The organism is Gemmatimonadales bacterium (assembly GCA_035502185.1).
Classification (GTDB): domain Bacteria; phylum Gemmatimonadota; class Gemmatimonadetes; order Gemmatimonadales; family JACORV01; genus Fen-1245.
Window position 1 is genome coordinate 1 of the sequence record DATJUT010000030.1, and the last position, 21,704, is coordinate 21,704.

The following is a 21,704-nucleotide window of genomic DNA, read 5'->3' on the forward strand; positions in this document are numbered from 1 at the left end:
AAGCCGGGTGCGCCGAGCAGCAGGAGCTGGTCACGATCAACCGCGGCAACGCGTGCGAAGCTGTCATTCCCGCGACAGCGGCCGGATTGCGAGGCGAACCACTCGTTCCAGCCCAGAGCCTCACGCGCGAATTCGGCCATCACCTATCGCCACCGCAGTTGCTCCGCCAACGCGGCGAGGATGACGACCACATGTCGGGGAGGCACGCGGGTAATCATCGCTGCCGTGCCGATGGTTGGCCACCGCGCACTTCACCGTGTCCCAAGCGGTCGGCTCCCGCCGCAGCCATGCGCGGGCGGCGGGATAATACCGACGGCAGCCCTCGCCATTGGCTGGCGAGTGGTTCGGCGCGGGGTACATTTGCCCGCGACCGCAATTCCGGAGGAAGGCATGACCCGCAGTCTCGTCGCGGTCACCTTGCTCGCCCTCGCCGCTTGCGCTCCGAAGCCCGAGACCCCCGAGCAGATGGCCGCCCGCATGAAGGCCGAGTCGGACTCGGCCAGGACCGTTCTTCAGGCTGGCCTCGACCGAGACTGCCGGTATACGGCCGCTGGCCGGGCGGACTCGCTCGCGATGTTCTACGCCGAAGATGCCGTGCTGATGATGCCCAACCAGCCTGCAGTCAAAGGCCGGCCGGCAATTCAGGCCGTGCTCGCCAAGTACCTGAGCTACGGATCGTTCCAATGCACCGTCACCACCACTAGCGTGGAGGCGAACGGCCCGTTGGCGGTGCAGTGGTACACCTACGTACAGACCTTCCAGCCCGGGCCGCACGCGCCCCCGGGGATGGCGGCGATGTTCCCCGACACAGGTTACTCCGTGACCGCGTACAGGAAAGTGAACGGGCAGTGGCTGGCCTTCGCAGATATCGGCGTTTCGAGCCGAGCAATGCCAGCCCCCGCTGCGAAGAAGCACTAGGCCGACGCAGGCCACCCGTTGACCCGAAGGGCCCGGCAATGCGCCGGGCCCTTCTGAATGCAGGGAACGAAATACCCGTCCGCCTCCCTCGTTTGACCAAGTGGTCCGGAGTTGTGCAGTTTAGGGGAGAGCTACCCCCCTCAGTTGCCGGGTGCAGTCCGTGACATCACGGCACCGTCGTGCCATCTCCTGTTGGCCTCGCGCCTAGGCGGCCCGACATGGAACTGAGGCGATCCGTCAGCAAGCTGGTCCCCAGCCCGAAGCACGTCAGCAATGCCGGCAAGTGGATCGCCGTCGCGCTCACCACGGTGGCGGCGATCATCGGTATCCTGGTGAACGCCCGCAGTCTCGGTCTCACGCCGTGGCTGGGGGCCGCCGGCGCAGGGTTCGCGAACCTCGCGGCACGCCGCGTGGTGCTCGCCCCTGCCCACGATACGCTGGCGGCCATCGGCGACACGCTGCAGCTGGCGGCCACCGTGACGGACGAGCACGGCGCGACCATCTCCGGCGCGAACGTCGTCTGGGCGAGCGACGACTCCGCCGTCGCCACCGTGGACTCGTCCGGCGCCGTCGTGGCGCGCGGTCCCGGCGCCGCCACCGTCACCGCGTCGGTCCACGATCACGTCGGCCGCGCCCGCGTCACCGTCTCGCAGCGCGTGCGCTCCGTGGCGATCGCGCGCGACACCATCGTCCGGCTCCCCGAGGGCGGCGGCGTCCAGCTGCTGGCGCGCGCGCTCGATGCGCGCGGCCGCCTGGTCGCCGGGCGGACGGTCCGCTGGGAGTCGGCGGACACCACGATCGTCGCGATCACGCCGTCGGGAAGCGCGAGCGCCCGGATGCCGGGCCGCACCACCCTCACCGCCGCGATCGAGGGCTACACGGCGAGCATCCCCTCGGAGGTCTCGCTCGCCGCCGGCTCCGCCCGCCTGGTCACCGGCGGCGATCAGCGCGCGAGCGCCGGCCGCCGCCTGCCGCAGGCCGTCACGGTCCAGGTGCTCTCCCGCAGCGGGAGGCCCGTGCCGGGGGCGGCGGTCTCCTTCGCGACCGAGGACGCGCAGGGCACGGTGGATCCGGGGACCGCCGCCACCGATCGCGACGGCCGGGCGCACGCCGCGTGGTCGCTCGGGCCGCAGGCGGGACCGCAGCACCTGGACGTCACCGTGGCCGGGCTCGACACGACCGTCGAAGTCACGGCCGAAGCCGATCCGGTGCCCGCCAACACGCGGGTGCAGGCGGCGGGCGAGGTGGCCCAGGGCCAGGTCGGCGCCACACTCGCCGCTCCGGTCGGCATTCGGGTCACCGACAGCAGCGGGGCCGCCGCCGCCGACGTGCCGGTCGCGTGGTCCGCGCTCGACGGGGGCTCGGTCCAGGCGCTCGCGCCCCGGACCGACTCGCTCGGCCAGGCATGGGCCCGCTGGACGCTGGGGCGCCGGGCCGGGTCGCAGCGCGTGCGCGCCCAGGTCGGGAATCCCCGCACGATGCCGCCGTTCACGGTCACGGCGACCGCGCTGCCGGGCAGCGCGGCGTCGGCCGCCATCGTGAGCGGCGCCGACCAGGACGCCGCGGTCGGCGCGACGCTCAGGCGTCCGATCGTGGTCCGTCTCACCGACAGCTCCGGCAACGTGGTCGGCGGCGCCGCGCTCCGCGCGATCGCCCTGAGCGGGAGCGTCGCGGAGACCCTGGTGGTCGCCGACCCGGCCGGTCGCGCGTCGTTCGCCTGGACGCTCGGACGCCAGGCGGGACCGCAGTGGCTCGAGCTGCGACCGCCCGGGGGTCCGCCGGTCCGCGTGGGCGCGAAGGCGCATCCATTGGAGCCGGCGAACGTCGTCCCCGGTGGCGCTCCGCGGAGCGCTGCCGCGGGACGGGCCCTCCCCAGGCCCGTGGCGTTCGCCGTGAGCGACGCCTACGGCAACCCGATCCCCGACGTGCTGGTGGCGTTCGCGACGACGGCGGGCACCGTCGCGCCCGGCAGGGTCATGACCGACGAGAAGGGCGAGGCGGCCACCCGCTGGACGCTGGGATCGCAGGCGGGGGAGGACACGCTGACGGCGACGGTCCGGGGGACGTCGGTGAAGGGCTTCGCGGTGGTGCGGGCCGTGCGGCGTCCGGCCGGCAAGTAGCGCGCCCGCGGGCGCGCGTCAGGAACTCGAGCGAGGGAGCGCCCGACCCATGTGCCGCAACATCCGCACGCTCTACCACTTCGATCCGCCGACGACCGACGAGGAGATCCGCGCGTCGTCGCGGCAGTTCGTCCGCAAGGTGAGCGGCTTCACCAAGCCGTCGGCCGCGAACCAGGCGGCCTTCGACCGGGCGGTGGACGACGTGGCGGCGGCGGTGCGTGCGCTGCTCGGCTCGCTCGTGACCACGGCGCCCTACCGCAACCGCGACGTCGAGGCCGCGAAGCTCCGCGCCCGCGCCGCCAGGCGCTTCGGCGCGCCCGAGGCGACCCGGGCGCCGCATCCGCATCCGCACTAGCCGGACGCCGACGCGCTACGGCGCGTCGCCCGTCCGTCGCGCCTGCAGCGTGTCTCCTGCGGTGACGAGCCTGAAGCCGCTCGCCCGCGGCCCGTCCAGCGTGAAGACGATGCGGGCCGAGGGATCGTCCGCCTCGCCGAAGGTGTCGTGTCCATACGGGATCAGCGCGATCCGGTCGGCTCGGACCTGGAGCGTGAGGGTATCCGCTGCGTTGGTGACGGTGACGCCGATCGGCGCTCCGCCCGGCCGGACGATCTCGTAGCGGCCGGCGTAGCGCGCGCGCTCCGCGAAGGACAGTGCGACCGGCGCCGGCGGTCGGTCGAGCGGGAGGCCGAGGGCGGCACGCGCCACGTTCCGCATCAGGTAGCCCGGGTTGGCGGCGCCCGAGTTCGTCAGGACCGTCACCGACAACGCGTCGTTCGGGAAGTACGCGTTGGCGCTGACGAACCCGTTGATCCCGCCGCCGTGCTGGATCATGGGGCGCCCGCCGAGCGTGTCCGCGAACAGGCCGAAGCCGTAGTGGTGCGCCGCGGCGGCGCCGTCGGGCGTGGCCATCGCGTGGTACGACGCGGGCGTGATGACGCCGCCGGTCGCGAGCAGGATGTTCCAGCGTGCCAGGTCGCCCACGGTCGAGCAGAGCGCCCCCGCGGAGTAGGGCTGCGTCATGGCGAGGTAATCCGCGTGACGCCAGCCGGCCGGAGCGCGTTCGTAGCCCGGGGCCCGCCCGGGGAGCACGCGGTTGAAGTCGCAGTACCAGGTGTGAACGAGGCCGAGCGGTCGCACGAGCCGCCACTCCAGGTAGGTCGGGTACGGCTCGCCCGTCAGGCGATTGAGCAGCATCCCGAGGAGGACGTAGCCGCCGTTGTCGTAGCGCCAGTCGCTGCCCGGGCTGAACCACAGCGAGTCTCCGGCCGTGAGCGCCACCAGGGTGTCCGGCGGCATCTCCTCGCGCCAGCGGCGGATCCACCGCTCGCCGATGTCGGTGTAGCTGGGGATGCCGGACGTGTGGTTGAGCAGCTGGCGCACCGTCACCCGGCGCCACGCCACGGGGAGATTGGGAACGTACGCGGCGATCGAGTCGTCGAGGACGACCTTGCCCGCCTCCACCAGGCGCATCACCGACGCCGCCGTGAACTGCTTGGTGATCGAGCCGATCTCGTAGAGCGTGGATGCGGAGGCCGGCACCGATTGCTCGAGGTCGGCGAGGCCGTAGCCGGCCCGCACCAGCGTGTCGGGCCCGCGGACGACCTGAATGGAGAGTCCCGGCGTCTGGCGCGTGTCGAGGAACGCACGGGCCAGCGAGTCCACGCGAGCACGGACGACGGCCGCGGCAGGCAGACCCTGTCCGACGGCGGGGTCCGCCGCGACGGGAACGAATACCAGGAGGAGCGCGGCGGCCCGCCGGAAGAATCGGGCCGGCTTGCGCCCTCTCATCCTGAGACCATCCGGCGCGCGGAGCCGGGCGAGCGAATCGGTCACGGTGACGGCCAGGTGACGGGTGTCGGGCTACGATACGCCGCGGCGAGCGCGTCCGCCAGGCGCGGAACGGCCCGTCGTTGCCCTCCGGCTCGCCGCCGCGCATCTTCGGGCGTCCCTGCCACGAAGCGAATCGCCCGGCTCACGACCTCGAGCCCACGAACCACTCCGGCGTTCCGAGGAATCCATGCGGCTTCCGCGACTGGCGTTGCTCCTGCTCGTCTGTGCCGTGCCCGCCTCCGGTGTGCGCGCCCAGGCCTCCCGCCTCGACAGTCTCGACGCGTACGTGCAGGCCCAGATGGCGCGGCGCCACATCCGCGGCCTCTCGCTCGCCATCATCCAGAACGGACGGATCGACGCCGCCCGTGCCTATGGCGTGGTCGACGACAGCACGCGCGCCCCGGTGACCACGGCGACGCTGTTCCAGGCCGGCTCCATCAGCAAGCCGGTGTCGGCGCTGGCGGCACTGCATCTGGTGGAGGCGGGGCGATTGTCGCTCGACGGCGACGTGAACGCGCAGCTCGAGGGCTGGAAGGTCCCCGGGAACCGGTTCACCACGACGGAGAAAGTCACCCTGCGCCGGCTGCTCTCGCACAGTGCGGGCGTCACGGTGCACGGGTTCCCCGGCTACGACACGGCCGGTCCGGTCCCCTCACTGGTCCAGGTGCTCGACGGCGCGCCCCCCGCCAACACGCCCCCCATCCGGGTGGACACGGTGCCGGGGGCGATCTGGCGGTACTCGGGGGGCGGCTTCACCATCATGCAGGAGCTGGTGATCGACGTCACGCGCACGCCGTTCCCCCGGTTCATGCAACAGACGGTGCTCGGGCCGATCGGGATGACGAGCAGCTCGTACGAGCAGCCGCCGACGGCGGCGCGCGCGGCGCTCAACGCCGGCGGCTACTACGCCGACCGCACCCCGGTGCGTGGTCGCTGGCACGTGTACCCCGAGATGGCGGCGGCCGGGCTGTGGACCACTCCCACCGACCTCGCCCGGTTCGCGATCGAGATCCAGGAGACGCTGGCGGGCCGCGGCCACGGCGTGATCTCGCCCGCCATGGCGCGGCAGTACCTGACGGTCCAGAAGGCCCCGAGCGGCCTCGGCATCATCGTGGACAGCAGCGGGCACGCACTGCGCTTCTCGCACGGCGGCCGCGACGAAGGGTTCGACGCGCAGCTGGTGGCCTTCGCGCACACAGGCCAGGGCGCGGCCATCATGATCAACGCGAACGACAATTCGCGGTTCATGGGGCGCCTGCTGGACTACATCGCGCGCGCCTGGGGCTGGCCGATGGACGATGCGGCGGGTCATCCGGCGGCCACGCGGGGCACACCCGTCGCGGCGCCCCTGCTCGCGGAGTACGCGGGCTACTACGAGGCGGCCGAAAACCAGATGATCACCCTGGCCCCCGATGCGCGGGGCGACGGTCTCGAGACCCTGGTCGACGGGCTCCCGGACGAAGCGTTCCTGGCCATCGACAGCACGCGGTTCGGATCGTCGGAGCGGCCGGCGCGGTTCGTCGTCGCGCGCGACGGGCAGGGCGCGGTGGGGGCCGTCGTCTGGACATCGGCGGACGGGCGCGAGCACCGGATGCCGCGGATCGCTCCCCTGCCCAGCACCGTCGCACCGGTCGCGGACCCGGACCCGGCGCTCGCCGGCCGGATCGCCGCCGCGCTGGACGCTCTGCATCAGGGAGGCAGCGCCCTCGCGGAGGCGCGCGACGTGACCCCCGGCGCGAAGCAGGACTTCGGCGCCGGGATCGGCTCGGCGCTCGACCGCTCGGGACCTCTGACCTACGTCGGCGAGACCGACGTTGCCGGCCGCGGCCTCCATCGCCACGGCGGCGACGTGGCCCGGGTCCGGTACTATCGGATGCCGACGTCGGCGGGCGATCGGTACCTCCTCGTGCACCTCACCGCGGAGGGGCTGGTGACCGACTTCGACGTCGTGGATCGGTAGGCCGGCACCATTCGCTGCCGCGACCTCGCCCTGGTCCACGGTAGCGCCTACCATTCCACGCATGCTCGGCCGGCTCGCGTATCGCCTGGTCAGTGCCCTGCCCCCCAGCTGGCTGCGGCGCATCGGCGCATGGCAGTGGGCCGGCGCCCTCCAGCGGCGGCTGGTGCGGATCGGCTCGACCTGGCTGCGCCAGCGCGACGTGACCATCCGTCACGGCGCCGCGGCCGGCCTCAGGTTCAACCCGGGCGGTGCCAACCCCGGCTACGCGCTCGGCACGACCGAGCCCGTCCTGCAGGAGGCGCTCGCCGAGCGACTCCGGCCGGGGGACGTGGTCTACGACATCGGCGCCAACGTGGGCTTCTTCACCGTGCTCGCGGCGCGCCTGGTGGGGCCCACCGGTCGCGTCGTCGCGTTCGAGCCGCTGCCGGCCAACCTCGCGGCGCTGCGGCACAACATCGCGCTCAACCACTTCGACAACGTCACGGTGATCGACGCCGCGGTCGCGGCCGCGGCCGGCACCGCCGGGCTGGTGCTGGGCGGAGAACCCACCTGGGCCAGGCTCGCGACCCGCACCGGCGAGCCCGCCGGCACGGCCGCGGGCCAGGGCGCGGCGGACGCCGCCCGTCCGGCCGCGATCACCGTGCGGCTCGTGAGCGTGGACGAGCTGCTCGCGAACGGCACGCTGCCGCCGCCCACGCTGGTGAAGATCGACGTCGAGGGAGCGGAGCTGGAGGTGGTCGGCGGGATGACGGCCACGCTGCGCGCGCACGGCCCGATCCTGCTGTGCGAGATGCACGGCAAGAACCGCGAGTTCGCCGCGCTGATGCACGAGCTCGAGTACCTCGCGCGGCCGCTCGAGGGCCGCGAGCCGGTCGAATCGGCGCGCTGGGACGTGCACGTGGTCGCGATTCCCGCGCCGGGGCACGAGTCCACGAGGTGAGCCGGGGACGGGCTCCGTCCGTGGCGCGCGCCGCCGCCCGCATCTATCTTTGTTCGCCGCGCACGACGCCGCGGACCGCATCACGGGTGGCTAGCTCAGCTGGTTAGAGCGCCGGTCTCACATACCGGAGGTCACAGGTTCGAGTCCTGTGCCGCCCATTCCTCACCACCCCGCTCCGGCCCGTGACTGACCGCCGGTGACCTCCCGACTGACTCCCGTTCAGGTGCGCCGCCTCCTGGCGCGCACGCTCCGGATCGCGCTGGACGGCGGTCCCGCCCACACGCAGCTCATCGAGCGCTGGGCGCAGGCCGAGGCGCGCCCGGAGTCCTGGTACGCGGCGCTCACCTGGGACGGCGTCGGCGCGGCCGTGGGCTGGGCCCTGACGGCGCTCGACCTGAGGGGAGTGGCGCCGCCCGACGTGGAGCAGCTCGCGGCCGACGCCTACGAGGAAGCCCGCCGCCAGTGCGTGCAGCAGGCCGCGGACCTGGAGCGGATCGGCGTCGAGTTCGCCGCCGCCGGCATCCCGGTCATCGCCCTCAAGGGCTCGGCGCTGCTGGTGGGCAACGTCTCCCCGGCGCTCGGGATCCGCTGGATGAACGACGTGGACGTCCTGGTGCCCGAAGCCCAGCTCGAGCCGGCCGAGTGGGTGCTGGAGTCGCTCGACTTCGTGCGCAGCTCGACCCGCGACGCCACGGCGCCGGAGGTCTTCCGTCCCTACCACGACACCTTCATCGGTCCCGCGGCGCAGACCGTGGAGCTGCACTGGCGCCTGGGACCGGCGCGCTGGGGCGAGGGCTGGGACGTGGAGGGCTGGTTCGCGCGGGCGGAGCCGGCGTCGGTGCCCGGCGCGCTGCTGCCCTCGGCGATGGACCTGTTCTGGCACTTCCTGGTGCACGACGCGCGCAACCACGCGTGGAGCAGCGGCTCGCTCCGGGCCGCGCTCGACCTCACGCTCGCGGCGCGCGCCCGTGGCTTCAGCTTCGGCGAGGTGCTCCGCCGCCTCGACGCCGACCCGCGCCCCGAGCCGCTGCTCGAGGCCGTGGCCGACGCCGCGCACCTCTCGCCGATCCTCGCCGCCGAGGTCGAGCCGTCCACCCTGCCCCGCTACCTCAGGCTGGCGAGCTGGCGCGACACCATCGGCCGGCGCAAGTGGAAGACCGAGCGCGTCTCGGAGGCCATCGCGTGGGGAGCCACGATCGAACGGGCGCGCCGCTACGGGCTGTGGCGAGCGGTGCTCGACCGTGCGGTGCGCGTGATCCCGGAGGCGGTGCCGGGCCGGGGCGTGCTCGCGACGCTGAGGCGGGGCTACGTGACGCTGCGCCACGCGGCCTTCGTCGGCGCGCTGGCGGTCTCGCACATCCTCTCGATTCCCGCCAACCCCGCCCGCCGCAAGCGCCTGGCTAGCCCACCGCCTCCCGGTACAGCGTGAGATAGCGTTCGGCCATCCGCGCGGCGGTGTACTCCGCGTCCACCGCGCGCCGCCCTCCCTCGCCCATCGCCCGCCGCCGCGCCGGATCCGCGAGCAGCGCGCGCAGCGCCTCGCGCAGGGCGCCGGCGTCGCCCGTCGGCACCACGAGCCCCGTGACGCCGTCGCGGTTGACGGCCGTCACGCCCGTCGCGAGCGCCGTGGTCACCAGCGGCTTGCCGCACGCCATCGCCTCGAGCAGGACCACGCCGAACGCCTCGGCGATGGTCACCGAGGGCAGGCAGAACACGTCGCACGCGTGATAGTAGGCGGGCAGGTCGGCGTCGCTCACCCGGCCCGCGAACACGGTGCCGGCCGGCGCCAGGGCCCGGAGCCTCGCCTCCTCGGGCCCCGTTCCGACGACGACGGTCGTCGCCTCGAGCCCGGCGGCCGCCGCGAGCAGCACGTCGAAGCCCTTGTAGCCCACCAGCCGGCCGACCGCGAGCACCACGGGCCGCGGGCCCCACGCCGTCCGGAGGGCGTTCGCCCGGTCGGCCACGCCCGGGCCGGGAGCGAAGCGCTCGACGGCGATGCCGTAGGGAATGACCCGCACCTTGGCGTCGAATCCCGCCAGCTCGCGCGAGGTGCGGCGGTAGTTCTCCGAGGCCACGACCACGAACCGCGCGCGCCGGAACACGGCCCGCACGGCCGGACCGTACAGCGGCCACAGCGAGCGCTGGCGCACCACGTCGCTGTGCTGGGTCACCACCAGTGCTCGCGCCCGGTCGGCCAGCACGGCGAGGTCGCCCAGCGGGTTGGGATGGTGCAGGTGCACGAGGTCGGCGCCCTCGCGCCGCACCGCGGACACCAGGCCCGGCGCCAGCGGCTGCGAGAGCAGCGTGCCGAAGGAGCGCGCGCGGACGACCCGCACGCCGTCCACGTCGGCGACGCTCCCGCGGCCGCGGGCCGCGGCCACCACGCAGGTCACCGCGCAGCCGCGGCGCACCAGCTCCACGTTGAGCGCGGCGACCGCCGACTCCAGGCCGCCGTGGTACTCCGGGGGGTAGAACTTGCCGACGCCGAGGATCCGCACGATGCCGGCGGCCGCTACGGCCGCGCCGGCGGCGGGACGTCGGTCGCCCGGCGGCGCGGCGCGCCCTCGGCGTCCGCCGCCCGCGGGGGCGGCGCCACCCGGCCCGCCGCGGCCGCCAGCGCCGGCCGCAGCACCTCCACCAGCAGGTTCACGTCGGTCAGCAGCGGGCGGCGGCCGTAGCGGCGGAACACCGCCAGCTCGCCGCGCACCGCGCCCGCGGCCCCGAGCTGGAACGGCAGGTGCACGCCCCACTCGTCCGGCTGCGGCGTCACCGCCTGCTCGCGCACCACGCCGTCCTCCAGCAGGAACTCGCGGCGCGGCCGTCCGGGGCCGCCGTCGTAGAGCACCAGCCGCACCGCGTCGAACTCGCTGCGGTCGAACAGCCGCGCCAGCGAGCCGACGATCTCGTCCCAGCTCCCGATGCGGTCCAGGTCGTGGGCCGCCTTGCGCACGTCCACGTTGAAGGAGATCGCCCGCGTCTGCACGAAGCCGCGCCGGGCGATCCGCGCCAGCTCGGTCAGCTCGAACACCTTCAGGTGCCGCTCCGCGAACCACACCAGCACCGCCAGCATCGCCAGGAACACGGCGAGGCTGCGCAGGTTGGGGTTGAGGAACAGCATGCTCGCCAGCGCGAACGCGGCGGACACGACGTACAGCAGCGCCACCGCCTGCCGGGTCGTCAGCCCCATCGCCAGCAGCCGGTGGTGGAAGTGCTCGCGGTCGCCGGTCATCATCGGCGCGCCGCGCAGCGCGCGCCGCAGCATCGAGATCAGGGTGTCGGTCACCGGCAGGGCGAAGGCCACGATCGGAATGGCGATGGCCACGAGGGTGGCGCCCTTGGTGGCCCCGCGCAGGGCGAGGGTCGCCAGCACGAAGCCGAGGAACAGGCTGCCGGAATCGCCGAGGAAGATCCGCGCCGGCGCGAAGTTCCAGCGCAGGAAGCCGAGGGTGGCGCCGGCCAGCGCCACCGTGAGCAGCGCGACCAGCGGGTTGCCGAGCTGGACCGACGCGAAGAACACCGCGAGCAGCGCGAAGATCGCCGCCCCCGCGGCCGCGCCGTCGATGCCGTCGAGCAGGTTGAAGGCGTTGGTGATGCCGACGATCCACAGGACCGTGAACAGCAGGCCCGCGACGCGGCCCAGCTCCACGATGCCGAACGGGAGCCACACCGTGGACGCGCGCACGCCCGCCGCGTACAGCCCCGCGGCCACGGCCACCTCCGCCAGCAGCTTCGGCGTGGCCTTGAGCGCCCGCAGGTCGTCGGCCACGCCGAGGGCGAAGACGACCGCGCCGCCGACGTACACCGCCTCCAGCTCGAGGCGCGAATAGCCCAGCAGGGCGCGCACCGGCTCGAAGAGCAGCGCCAGCAGCCCGAGCGCGAGGCCGGCGGCGGCGGCGATGGCCAGCCCGCCGAACCGCGGCACGGGCGGCTCCACGGTCCGGTCCAGCGCGCCGAGGCGCCGCCCGACCCGGCCAGCCACCGGCGTCAGGAGCACCCCCAGCACCGCGGCCAGGGCGAAGGTGATCAGGTACGAGCGCATCGCGCGTCCCCTTTGCGGGCCTAGTCTTAACGTGGCGGCAGGGCAACTGCAACCCCATATTAGGGCGTGACCTACGCCGTTGTCCCCCTGGCGGTGGCCGTCCTGTGCATCTGGCTGGGGCGCCGGCTGCTGACGGTGGTCGTCATCTTCGCCTATCTGAGCATCGAGGGGCTCCTCAAGCTCCTCTCCGACTACAACCGCATCGTGCACGTCGGCATCGACCTCATCGTGCTCGGGGTCGCGACCGTCTGGATCCTGGAGGCGGTGGTCGGGCGCAGGGCCCAGCTGCCGCGGCTGCCGTGGACCGGCCTGATCGTCGCCTACGTGGCCTGGATCGTGCTCGAGACCCTGAACCCGTACAGCCCGGGGCTGCTGCCGAGCCTCGCCGCCTTCAAGACCCACGTCACGATGATCCCGCTGTACTTCATCGGCGCGGCGGTCGTCCGGAGCCGGCGGGACGTCGTGCTGCTGTGCGCCGCGCTGAGCGCGGTCGCCCTGGTGCCGTTCGTCGCGGCCCTGCTGCAGTACGCCGCCGGCCCGCAGAGCGTGCTCGACCTGTCGCCGCGGTTCTGGCAGAACATCAGCTTCTACCACGAGTGGCGGCCGTTCGGCACCAGCGCCGTGCCGGGCGGGGCCTCGGTGTTCGCCTTTCTCGCCACGCCGCTGGCGCTGCTGCTGCTGCTGGCGCCCGAGCCGCGGCCGTGGATGCGCTGGCTCGGCGGGATCACGATCGCGCTCGCGGCGGGGACCTTCATCGTCTCGGGCGTGCGCCAGATGATCATGGGGTGCGCGCTCGCCATCCTGGTGATGGCCGCGCTCCTGGTGGCGCGGGGACGGAGCCGCGGCCTCGTGGGCGTGGCCTTCGTCGGCCTCGCGGGCGCCGCGGCGTACGCCGGCATCCAGGCCTGGCTCACGCCCATCTCCACCGAGCAGGTGAAGAAGTACGCGGCCGCGCCCGACATCTGGCGCGAGCGCAACGTGGTGGACCGGCTGCTCACGATGACCAAGACCGGCACCTATTTCGAGGCCCGGCAGGGGGCGCCGGCCGCGGTCTGGTACCGCGCCGTGCGCTACCCGTTCGGCGCCGGCCTGGGCCGCACCGGCTCGGGGGCCGGCACCTTCATGGCCCAGATCACCGCCGACCCGCGCAGCGCGGCGATCGAGCGCGAGGTGGGCTGGTCGGACAACTTCTTCGCCGACGAGATCGTCGAGGCCGGCATCCCGGGCGTCGTGATCTGGACCATCATCCTGGTGGGGCTCGTCGGCGGCGCCGTGCGCCTCGCCCGCCGCTCCCGCGATCCGTTCACGGCCAGCGCCGCTGCGGCCATCGCCGGCCTGTTCTTCACCTACTTCGTGATCTCGTGGGGCTCGCAGCCGCTGCTGGCGAACCCCACGCTCGCGTACTTCTGGCTCCTCGCGGGCGTCCTGGCGGCGCTGCGGCGGATGGAAGGCGAAGCGGCAGCCGAGGCGGACGGCGCGGAGGACCGGGCGGCCCTGGCGGCGCCGTGATCGGCCTGTACAGCCCGGACCTGCCGCCGGTGCGGGGCGGCGTGGCGGACCATACCCTGGTGCTGGCCCGGGCGCTGGAGTCGCTCGGCCGGCCACCCGCGGTCCTCGGACGGTACGGCGACCCGGCGCTGTTCGCGCCGCTGCCCTGCCGCGTCGGCCTCTCGCCGTGGCGGGTGGGGCGCGTCGCGCGCGAGCTGCGGCTCACGGCCGTGGTGATCCAGTACGTCCCCTTCCTGTTCGCGCGCCGCGGCGTGGCGCCCCAGCTCGTGCCGGCGCTGTGGCGGCTGCGGCGCGCGGGCGTCAGGATCGCGGTGGTGCTGCACGAGCCGTACGTGCCCTTCACCCGGCTCCCATGGCTGGTGACCGGCTGGCCGATGCGCTGGCAGCTGCGCTGGCTGCTGCGCCGCACCGCGTTCGTCTACGCGCCGGTGCCGCGCTACGTGGAGATCGCGCGGCGCTACGCGCCGGGGGCGAGGGTCAAGCTCGCGCCCATCGGCGCCACGCTCCCGGTCTCGACCCTGACCCGCGATGCCGCGCGCCTCAAGCTCGGGCTCCAGAGCGGGATGATCGCGATCGGGGTCTTCAGCCCCTCGGCGGCGGGGTTCCTCCGCCCGTGGATCGAGGAGGCGGCCCGCAAGCTGGCGGGGCACATGCAGGTGGCGTGGATCGTGTTCGGCTTCGGCGACGAGCTGGTGCTCCGCGATCCGCCGCCGGGCACCCGGGTGCTGCACGTGCCCGACCGCGATCCGGAGGTCGTCACCCGCATCATGCGCGCGCTCGACATCGCCGCCGCGCCGTACGTGGACGGGCTCACCCTGCGGCGCAGCGGGGCGATGCTGGCGCTGGCGCACGGCGTGCCCACCGTCAGCTCGACCGGCCCCCTGTTCGACCCGCGGCTCGCCGAGCTGGCGGCCTGCGAGGAGACGCCGGCGGCGTTCGCCACCCGGCTCACGCGCCTGGTGCTGAACCCCGGCGAGCGCGCGGCCGCGGCGGCGCGGGCGCAGGGCTACCGGACCAAGGCGTCCGTCGAGGTGCTGGCGCGGCAGCTGCTCAACGACCTGGGTGGTGCCAAGTGAGAGTCGTCTACGTCGTGCCCCACGCGACCCGCGGCGGCGCCGAGCGGGTCACCATGGACCTGCTCGCGCTCCACGGCCGGGAGGCGGTGGAGCCGGTGGCGATCTTCCTCAGCGAGGGGCCGCTGGTGGACGAGGCCCGGCGCCTCGGCGTCCCGGCGGAGGTGCTGGCCGCGCCCCGGATGCGCAACCTGCTCGCGGCCAACCGCGCCAAGCGCCGGCTGGCGCGGCGGCTGGTGGAGCTCAGGGCCGAGCTGGTGCACGGCGTGATGGCCTGGGGCCACGCCTACGGGGGCGCGGCGGCGCGCCTGGCGAGGATCCCCGCGGTGTGGTTCCAGCACGACGTGCCCGACTTCCACCACCTGGTGAGCCTGGTGGCGGCGCTGACCCCCGCGCGGCGCATCATCGCCAACTCCGTGCTCACCGCCAGCGCCCAGCGCCGCTTCAACCCGCGCCGTGCCAGGATCGAGGTCGTGCATCCCGGCACCCGCATCCCGGCGGAGCCGCGCGCCGTCCGTCGCGCCCGCGGCCGGAAGGGCCTGGGCTTCGGCGAGCAGGAGTTCCTCGTCGGGATGGTCGCGCGGCTCGCGCGCGGCAAGGGCCACGCGACCCTGCTCCGGGCCGCGCAGTCGCTGTGCCACGCGCGCGGCGACGCGCGGGTGATCGTGGCCGGCGGCGCGCAGTTCGGCCTCGACGCCGACTACCCCGGGGAGCTGCAGCGGCTCGCCGCCTCGCTCGGCATCGCCGACCGCGTGCGCTTCACCGGGCAGACCGAGGCCACCGTCGATGCCCTGAGCGCCGTGGACGTGGCGGTGCACGTGCCCGACGGGCCCGAGAGCTACGGGCTCGCCGTGGTGGAGGCGATGGCCGCCGGGACCGCCGTGGTGGCGGGCGACGCGGGCGCGGTGCGCGAGATCGTCGAGCCGGGCACGACCGCCGTGCTGGTCCCGACCGGCGACCACGAGGCGCTGGCCACCGCGCTGCTCGCGCTGCACGACGATCCCGCGCTGCGCGACCGGATCGCGGCGGCCGGCGCCGAGGCCGCCGGCGCGCGGTTCGACGCCGGCCGGATGGCGCGGCGCATCGAGGCCATCTACCGGGACGCCGTGGCGTGAGGGTGGCGCTCGCCATCCACCACGTCAGACCCGGCGGCGGCCAGGACCGCTACGCGCTCGAGCTGGCCCGCCGCATCGGCCGCGTCTTCGATCTCGACCTCATCACGCTCGGCGCCGAGGGCGAGCTGCCGCCCGGCGTCGGCGTCAGGCTCGTGCGCGCGCCGGCCCGCCCGATGCTGCTCACCGCCCCGCTGTTCCGCCTCCGCGCCGGCGCCCTCGCGCGCGCGGGCCGCTACGACCTGGTGCACACGGTGGGCGGCGCGCTCCCCGGCTCGCAGGTGGTCACGGCCCAGTTCTGCGCCGCCGAGTGGCGGCGGCTGAGCCCCGGCATGGGCTGGTACCAGCGGCTGGTCTCGGCGCAGGCGGTGCGCGACGAGCGCGCGGCGTACCGGCACCCCGCGCTCGCGGCCGTGATCGCCGTCTCGCGCCGCACGGCCGCGGAGGTCGAGCGGCACTACGGCCCCCTGTCCGCGCCCGTCTACGTGGTGCCGAACGCGGTGGACCTCGAGGCCTTCGCGCCGCGGCGCGCCGCGAGCGCACCCCGCGCCAGACCGCGGCTGCTGTTCGTGGGCGCGTACGAGCGGAAGGGACTCGACGTGGCGATCCGCGCCCTGGCGCGGCTCGCGCACGACGCCGAGCTGCTGGCCGTGGGCGGCGGCGACCGCGAGCGCCACCGGCGCCTCGCCGCGTCGCTGGGCGTCGCCGACCGGGTCGTCCTCCAGCCGCCGCGCGCCGACATCGCCGCGGTGTTCGCGGACGCCGACGTGTTCGTGTTTCCGACCCGCTACGAGCCGTTCGGCATGGTGATCGCCGAGGCGCTCGCGTCCGGCCTGCCGGTCGTGACCAGCGCGCGGGCCGGGGCGGCCGACCTGATCCGCGACGGCGTGTCCGGCTGCGTGGTCCCCGACCCGGAGGACGCGGCGGGGTTCGCCGCCGCGGTGGACCGGATCCTCGACGACGGCGACGCGCGCGCGGCGATGTCGCGCGCCGCCCGCGAGGCGGTGCGGGACCTCACCTGGGATTCGGTCGCGGCCCAGACGCTCGCGGTCTACCGCTCCGCCGCCGGCGCGCCGGCCGCCGGCCTCCCGCCGCGTTCCGTGCCCGGCGCGCGGGCCGCCGCGGCGGGCGCGTGAGGCCTCCGCTCCGGGTCCTGTTCTTCGTCGAGGGCTACACCGACATCCGGTTCGTCGTCGGGCTGAGCGAGATCTGCGATCTCACGCTCGCCGTGGCCGCGCGTCCCTACGCCGAGGGCGGCCTTCAGGCCCGCGTGGCCGAGGCCGGCCTCCGCATTCCCGTGCAGCCGATTTCCGGCGGGCGGCTGGCGTTCCAGCTCGCCTCGCTGCGCCACCTGCTCCGGGTGGCGCGCGACTTCGACGTCGTCCTCGCGCAGGAGATGCTGCGCGGCGCGCTCAGCGCCAACCTGGCCGGTCGGCTGCGCGGCGTGCCGGTGGTGACCTTCACGGCGCTCCCGCCCCTCGAGTACTTCCGCTGCCGGCGCGAGCGGCGGCAGATCGGCGCGGCGAAGGCGCTGGCCGGCGCGCTGGCGATCCGCTTCCTGCTGCGCGCCAACGGCCTGATGGCGACGCGCTGCGTCGCGCTGGGCGAGTACCTGCGCGGCGTGGCGTCGCGCTACTGCCCCCGCTGCGTCCTGGGCGGCTACTACGGCGTGGACACCGACCTGTTCCGCCCGGCCGACGCGGCGGAGCGCGCGGCCTTGCGCGAGAAACTCGACCTGCCGCCCGACCGTTTCGTGATCGTCCTCTCGAGCCGCATCAGCCACGAGAAGGACCCCGAGACCGTGCTCGAGGCGGCGTCCATCGCGCGCGCCCGCGGCCTCGACGCGTACGTGCTGAACCTGGGCGGCGGCCACCGGGACTTCCTCGCGCTGGCGCACGGGATGGGCCTGCCCGGCGTGGACGACTGGGTCTCCGCGCGACCCGCCGTGCACCCGATGCACGGCCTCGCGGACTACTATCGCGCGGCCGACGCGCTCGCCCAGGCGTCGCTGGCCGAAGGCCTCGGCCTGGCGCCGCTCGAGGCGCTGGCCTGCGGCGTGCCGGTGGTGGCCACGGCCGTGGGCGGGATGGCGCTCACGCTGGCGGGGCGCGGCCGGTTGACGCCGCGGCGCGACGCGCCGGCGATGGCCGAGCAGCTGCTCTGGATCGCGGCACACCGGGACGAGGCGCGCGCGCAGGCGCTCGCGGGCCGGGAGTACGTCGTGCGCGAGTGGAGCCGCGCCAAGGCGTTCGGCGACCTGCGCCGCGTGCTGGAGGAGGTCGCCGGCCGCACCGCGGCAGGCGCCGGCGCCGAGCTGCGCGGCCCGAGGGCGCGCGCGGCGGACCGAGGCGGGAAGGCGGTGGCGCGGTGAGCGGTGTGCTGGCCGTGCCGGTCCTCGCGCTGGAGCAGTGGGCCGGCGTGGATCGCTACGCGGCGGGGCTCGCCCGCTACCTGCCCGAGGCCGCGCAGCCCGCCGTGGCGCGCACCCTGCGCGGGCCGCGCTACGTCGCGCGATACGCCCTCTACCCGCTGGCCCTGTGGAGCTACCGGCCGGCGCTGGTCCACGTGCTGGACCATTCCTACGCCCACTGCCTCGCGTCGTTTCCGGGCGTGCCCTCCGTCGTCACCGTGCACGATCTCCAGCCGCTGCGGGTGATCGAGCGCGCGGGGCGCTCGCTGCGCGCCGCCGCCCGCGGCTGGCTGCTCGGCTGGGTGCTGGACTGGGTGCGACGGGCCGACCGCTGGATCACCGTGAGCGCGTTCACGGCCGGGGAAGCCGTGCGCCTGCTGGACCTGCCCGCGGAGCGGATCCGGGTTGTCCCGCACGCGGTGGACGAGACCTTCCTGGTGCGACCGTCGGACGAAGCGGTGGCCACGCGGCGGCGCGCCTGGCTCGGCGCGGCGGGGGCGGCCGGGGCGCGCGTGGTGCTGAACGTCGGGACCTGCGTGCCGCGCAAGAACGTCGAGGCCGCGATCCGCGCGCTGGGGGTCCTGCGCCGGGAGGGCGTGGACGCGCACCTGGTGCAGATCGGCGGGCGGTTCGAGCGGTCGCACGTCGACGCGGCAGCCGCGGCCGGGGTCGGCCCGTTCGTGCACCAGGAGCCCTCGGTGACGGAGGATGCGCTGGTCGCGGCCTACTACGCGGCGGACGCGGTGGTGCTGCCCTCGACCTACGAGGGCTTCGGGGTGCCGGCGATCGAGGCGCTGGCGACGGGCGCGCCCGTGGTGACGAGCGGGGCCGGCGGCCTGGCGGAGGCGGTGGGCGACGCGGCGCTGGTCGTCGAGCCCGAGCCCGCGGCGCTGGCGGGCGCGCTCGCCCGCGTGCTGGGGGACGAGGACCTGCGCCGCACGCTCGTCGAGCGCGGCCGGGCGCGGACGCGCGCCTACACCTGGGACGCGGTGGCGGCCAAGATCCGCTCGGTGTACGCCGAGCTGCTGCCCACAACCTACAACCTGCAGCCCACCAACCGTCCTTGATTCCCGTCGCCTGCGTCTCCGTCTCCTCCGCCCTCGGCGGCTCCGAGTGGGTCCTGCGCGACTTCGCCACGCGCGCCCGGAACCACGGTGTGGACCCGCTGGTGATCCTGCCGAAGGAGGGGCCGCTCGGCGAGCGGCTGCGGGAGGACGGCATCAGGATCGCGATCGCCCCGGCGTCCGACGACTTCCTGGAGCTGTCGCAGCGCGAGCTGCGGCGCTCGCCCGAGACGCTGGTCCGCTTCAGCCGCGGGATGTGGCGCTGGTCGCGCGCCATCGCGGCGGAGTGCGACCGGGCCGAGCTGCTGCCGCCGGGCCGTCCGCGGGTGCTGTACACCAACGGGTTCAAGGCGCACCTCGCCTGCGCGCTGCTCCGGGGCTACCGGCGCGTGTGGCACCTCCACGAGTTCCCGCCCGACAGCCTCGGCTTCGCGTGGCGCGCGGTGGCCGCGGCGGTCCCCGACGCCGCGATCGCGGTGTCGCGGTCCGTGGGCGAGGCGTGGCGCACGCCGTCGCTGCGCCCCGACGTGGTCTTCAACGGCGTGGACACCGAGCGGTTCAAGCCGGCGCGCCGGACCTTCTGGGTCCACGACCTGCTCGGCCTGGCGCACGAGGCGCGGCTCATCGGGATGCCGGCCGTGTTCGCCCGCTGGAAGGGCCACCTGCAGGTCGTCGAGGCCTTCGAGCGCGTCGCGGCCCAGGTGCCGAACGCGCACCTGGTGCTCGTGGGCGGGCCGATCTACGACACCGTGGCCGAGCGGGGGTATGCGCAGGAGCTGGCGCGGCGCGTGGGCCGCTCGAGCATCGGGGGCGCCTCGGCGCGGTCGCTGAACGACCGGATCCACTTCGTCCGCTTCCAGAACGATCCGTGGCGGCTGTACCCGGAGTTCGACCTCGTCGTGCACTTCTCCACGAGGCCGGAGCCGTTCGGCCGGGTGATCCTCGAGGCGATGGCGTGTGCGACGCCGGTGATCGCGGTCAATGCGGGCGGGCCCGCGGAGATCGTGGAAGACGGGGTGACGGGCTGGCTCACGCCGATGGGCGACGTGGGCGCGCTCGGCGCGCGGATCGTGGCCGGCCTGGCGGCCGACGCGGCGCGGCTCGGGGCGGCGGCGCGCCACGCGGTCGAGGCGCGCTTCACTGCCGAACGGTTCAGCGCGGAGGTGTCGGCGGTGCTGAAGCGCGCCGCGGGCCCGGGACCGGGAGCACCGCCAGGGCCAGCCCCGCCGCGATCGTGAACGCCCACTCCGCGGCCAGCCGGTGCCTGAGGCCGACCGCGGTGCACGCCATCATCAGCAGCCACGCGCCGGCGATGCCGATCAGGGCGCGGCCCTCGGCCTGACGGCGCACCCGCCACAACCCGGCCAGCGCGAGCCAGGTGAGCGCGACGTAGAGCGCCGCCGCCGCCGCCCGCGCGGCAGGCCACCGGCCCCAGTAGCGCGGCACCGGCACCAGCGCGAGCGCGAGCCGGAACGCCGAAACGCCGGCGAACGTCAGCGGCTGCTCCACCACGTACCGGGCGGCGAGGCCGCGGAAGTAGCGGTCGGCCTGCGCCTCGTTCAGGCCGGGGACGGGTCCCGGCTCCGGTCGCGCGTCGGGCCTCGCGTCCCACACCTCACGCCACGGATTCGGGCTCGGGTGGTTGTTGAGCCACAGGCCGGCGCCGGACTTCGTGTCGAGCGGCACGAAGGCGTGGAAGGTGCGCGCGTTGCGCGCGGCCCACGGCGCCACGCACGCGGCGAAGAGGACCAGGGCCGCGGCGAGGTGCCGCGCGTGCAACCGCCAGGCGAAGCCGCGCCGCGGCAGGCTGAGCACCACCATCGCGCCCAGCGCGATCAGCGCGGGCGACCGCGTGAGGCACGCCGCGGCCGCGGCGGCGCCGAACGCGCAGGCGCGCGCGGCGGACGGCCGCTCCAGGTAGCGCACCCACAGCAGGTAGGCGCCGAGGAGGAGCGGAACCGCCAGGGCCTCCGACATCACCCACGCCGAGTTGAGCGCGAGGCCGGGGTGGATCGCGGCCAGGGTGCCTGCGGCGAGCGCGGCGCGCCGGTCGCCGAGCCGGAACGCTGCGACGGCGACGCCGGCGACCACGAGGGCCCCGAGCAGGCACTGGACGAGGAACAGCGCGAGCGCGTCGTCGCCGGTGGCGGCGTAGATCGCGCCGACGAACGCGGGATAGAGGAACCCGCCGTAGGCGGTGGGCGTCGCCGGCTGCGCGATCACCCAGCCCTGCTCGAGCAGCCAGCCTCGGCGGGCGGCGATGTTGCGGCCGAGTGCGTCGTAGCCGATCTCGTCCTCGGCCAGAACGGCACACTGGGGGCGGCGGGTGACGAGCTGCCCCAGTGACGCGCAGGCGCCGCGGTTCTGGCCGTAGTCCCGCAGCGCGAGCGCACCAGGAGCGGCGTAGCTGAGGGCGAGCACGGCGAGGCGCACGACGAGCGCCGCGGCAACCAGCCAGAGGACCTCTCGCCGGCAGCAGGTCATGGGTGGGGCGACGGACGTCTAGGGACGGGCCGCCAGCTCCCGCACGGCGGCGATCACCTCGTCCACTTCAGCGTCGGTGCGACCGGGTCCGGAGGGCAGGTAGAGCCCGCGGGCCGCGAGCCGTTCGGCCACCGGGGCCTCGGTGCGGCGGAACCGGCCGCGCAGGGCCGGCTGCTTGTGAATGGGGTGGAAGAAGGCCCGCGTCCCGATGCTGCGCCGCCGCAGCTCCTCGCGCAGCTCGTCG

General features: G+C 74.8%; 18 protein-coding genes and 1 tRNA gene. 14 read left to right on the forward strand and 5 right to left on the reverse strand.

Features of this window, described 5'->3' with window-relative positions; translation table 11 throughout:
- Nucleotides 1-390 precede the first annotated feature (390 nt).
- The 3 genes from VMF70_03635 to VMF70_03645 all read left to right on the forward strand — a co-directional run bounded on the left by VMF70_03635 (nt 391) and on the right by VMF70_03645 (nt 3,393).
- Complete coding sequence (locus VMF70_03635) at nt 391-918, forward strand: nuclear transport factor 2 family protein (GenBank protein HTT67097.1); 528 nt, start codon at nt 391-393, stop codon at nt 916-918.
- Between the two features lie 218 nt (nt 919-1,136).
- The gene (locus tag VMF70_03640) at nt 1,137-3,038 is read left to right on the forward strand and encodes an Ig-like domain-containing protein (GenBank protein HTT67098.1); all 1,902 of its coding nucleotides are present in this window, start codon (nt 1,137-1,139) and stop codon (nt 3,036-3,038) included.
- Nucleotides 3,039-3,087: 49 nt separating this feature from the next.
- Entirely contained in the window at nt 3,088-3,393 is a 306-nt protein-coding gene (locus VMF70_03645; GenBank protein ID HTT67099.1) for a DUF2277 domain-containing protein, read from the forward strand.
- 15 nt (nt 3,394-3,408) lie between these two features.
- Here VMF70_03645 and VMF70_03650 read toward each other — a convergent pair whose 3' ends face one another.
- Nucleotides 3,409-4,827, reverse strand: coding sequence for a serine hydrolase domain-containing protein (locus tag VMF70_03650; GenBank protein HTT67100.1), 1,419 nt, complete (start codon nt 4,825-4,827; stop codon nt 3,409-3,411).
- Nucleotides 4,828-5,056: 229 nt separating this feature from the next.
- On the opposite strand from VMF70_03650, the gene VMF70_03655 reads away from it, so the two are divergent.
- The 4 genes from VMF70_03655 (at nt 5,057) to VMF70_03670 (ending at nt 9,198) form a co-directional block, all read left to right on the forward strand.
- Nucleotides 5,057-6,829 carry a serine hydrolase domain-containing protein gene (locus VMF70_03655; GenBank protein HTT67101.1) on the forward strand — a complete coding sequence of 591 codons (1,773 nt, stop codon included), beginning with the start codon at nt 5,057-5,059 and terminating at the stop codon, nt 6,827-6,829.
- Nucleotides 6,830-6,890: 61 nt separating this feature from the next.
- Nucleotides 6,891-7,769 (forward strand): FkbM family methyltransferase, encoded by an 879-nt coding sequence (locus VMF70_03660; protein HTT67102.1) that lies wholly within the window; start codon nt 6,891-6,893, stop codon nt 7,767-7,769.
- Between the two features lie 84 nt (nt 7,770-7,853).
- Nucleotides 7,854-7,927 (forward strand) — tRNA-Val (locus VMF70_03665).
- A 65-nt stretch (nt 7,928-7,992) separates the two neighbouring features.
- On the forward strand, nt 7,993-9,198 hold the full coding sequence (locus VMF70_03670; protein HTT67103.1) for a nucleotidyltransferase family protein: 1,206 nt from the start codon (nt 7,993-7,995) through the stop codon (nt 9,196-9,198).
- On the opposite strand, the gene VMF70_03675 is transcribed toward VMF70_03670, so the two are convergent.
- Both VMF70_03675 and VMF70_03680 read right to left on the reverse strand, forming a co-directional pair.
- On the reverse strand, nt 9,170-10,267 hold the full coding sequence (locus tag VMF70_03675) for a glycosyltransferase (GenBank protein HTT67104.1): 1,098 nt from the start codon (nt 10,265-10,267) through the stop codon (nt 9,170-9,172). The genes VMF70_03670 and VMF70_03675 overlap by 29 nt on opposite strands.
- Before the next feature lie 14 nt (nt 10,268-10,281).
- Nucleotides 10,282-11,808, reverse strand: coding sequence for an MraY family glycosyltransferase (locus VMF70_03680; protein ID HTT67105.1), 1,527 nt, complete (start codon nt 11,806-11,808; stop codon nt 10,282-10,284).
- A gap of 66 nt (nt 11,809-11,874) precedes the next feature.
- On the opposite strand from VMF70_03680, the gene VMF70_03685 reads away from it, so the two are divergent.
- From VMF70_03685 to VMF70_03715, 7 genes are read left to right on the forward strand one after another with little or no spacing between them, the layout of a single operon-like run.
- Entirely contained in the window at nt 11,875-13,317 is a 1,443-nt protein-coding gene (locus tag VMF70_03685) for a hypothetical protein (protein HTT67106.1), read from the forward strand.
- Entirely contained in the window at nt 13,314-14,393 is a 1,080-nt protein-coding gene (locus VMF70_03690; GenBank protein ID HTT67107.1) for a hypothetical protein, read from the forward strand. The genes VMF70_03685 and VMF70_03690 overlap by 4 nt, the downstream gene beginning before the upstream one ends.
- Nucleotides 14,390-15,505, forward strand: coding sequence for a glycosyltransferase family 4 protein (locus VMF70_03695; protein ID HTT67108.1), 1,116 nt, complete (start codon nt 14,390-14,392; stop codon nt 15,503-15,505). The genes VMF70_03690 and VMF70_03695 overlap by 4 nt, the downstream gene beginning before the upstream one ends.
- The gene (locus tag VMF70_03700) at nt 15,502-16,638 is read left to right on the forward strand and encodes a glycosyltransferase family 4 protein (GenBank protein HTT67109.1); all 1,137 of its coding nucleotides are present in this window, start codon (nt 15,502-15,504) and stop codon (nt 16,636-16,638) included. Before VMF70_03695 ends, VMF70_03700 begins: the two co-directional genes overlap by 4 nt.
- Nucleotides 16,635-17,873, forward strand: coding sequence for a glycosyltransferase family 4 protein (locus VMF70_03705; protein HTT67110.1), 1,239 nt, complete (start codon nt 16,635-16,637; stop codon nt 17,871-17,873). The genes VMF70_03700 and VMF70_03705 overlap by 4 nt, the downstream gene beginning before the upstream one ends.
- Entirely contained in the window at nt 17,870-18,979 is a 1,110-nt protein-coding gene (locus tag VMF70_03710; GenBank protein HTT67111.1) for a glycosyltransferase family 1 protein, read from the forward strand. Before VMF70_03705 ends, VMF70_03710 begins: the two co-directional genes overlap by 4 nt.
- On the forward strand, nt 18,976-20,214 hold the full coding sequence (locus VMF70_03715) for a glycosyltransferase (GenBank protein ID HTT67112.1): 1,239 nt from the start codon (nt 18,976-18,978) through the stop codon (nt 20,212-20,214). The genes VMF70_03710 and VMF70_03715 overlap by 4 nt, the downstream gene beginning before the upstream one ends.
- On the opposite strand, the gene VMF70_03720 is transcribed toward VMF70_03715, so the two are convergent.
- Both VMF70_03720 and VMF70_03725 read right to left on the reverse strand, forming a co-directional pair.
- Entirely contained in the window at nt 20,129-21,460 is a 1,332-nt protein-coding gene (locus VMF70_03720) for a glycosyltransferase family 39 protein (protein ID HTT67113.1), read from the reverse strand. The two genes, VMF70_03715 and VMF70_03720, sit on opposite strands and share 86 nt — an antisense overlap.
- Before the next feature lie 18 nt (nt 21,461-21,478).
- On the reverse strand, nt 21,479-21,704 hold a 226-nt coding region (locus tag VMF70_03725), incomplete at its 5' end, for a DegT/DnrJ/EryC1/StrS family aminotransferase (GenBank protein HTT67114.1).